General features: G+C 46.2%; 1 protein-coding gene. It reads right to left on the bottom strand.

Annotated features, from left to right (window positions below; translation table 11 throughout):
- Positions 1 to 795: aminotransferase class V-fold PLP-dependent enzyme (locus A3735_RS01685; protein WP_156499313.1), on the bottom strand; the 795-nt coding region annotated here is incomplete at both ends.

The raw sequence follows: 795 nt of genomic DNA on the forward strand, positions 1-795 counted from the left end.
ACATATAACTGCTTGTGTGCATCCAGGGTGACAGAATCTGCTTTTTCGATGCCTTTTAATAAAGAGCGATAGTCATTTGAAAATAATGTCGGGCCACCCCAGGCTGCATCGACATGAAAGTGAGCCTTAAACTCGCGCGCGATTTCAGCCACTTCTTCAAGAGGGTCGATATTGCCTGTCTCTGTTGTACCGGCAATGCCAATCACGCTAATTATGCAGATATTTTCTTTCTTCAAGCGAGTGCAGGTATCTCGTAAGGCTTCCAGATCTATACGGTTATGCTCATCAGTCTCTACAGAAACCAGGTAATCTCGACCTATGCCGATAATATCTGCTGTTTTGCTAAAAGAGTAATGCCCTCTTTTTGAGACCACGATTGCAGCACCATCATAACCATAGTACTTAATCGCTCGAAATAAGCCTTCATGGGCAACGCCCTTGAAGTTTCCTTCGGGTGGAAAGGCTAAATTTCGAGCCGCCCAAAGAGCTGTGATATTGGCAATGGTGCCGCCTGAGCACATTGCCCCCAATGCATGCCCTGCATCGTGCATCCACTTGCTATAAAAATCACTGTCTTCAGCGTATACCAGGCGGTGCAACATCCCGAGCACCTGTCTCTCTAGGGGCGTAAACGCTTTCGAGGTTTCGGTTTTTACCAGGTTCTGGTTGAGCGCAATCATGATCTTGGAAAGCGGCAACATGAAATAAGGTAAAGCAGAGGTCATATGACCAACGAAGCTAGGCGATGAGGTGTGAACAGACTGCGCAACTATTTTATCTAGAAGAAATTGAGTA

Source organism: Oleiphilus sp. HI0061 (genome assembly GCF_001635675.1).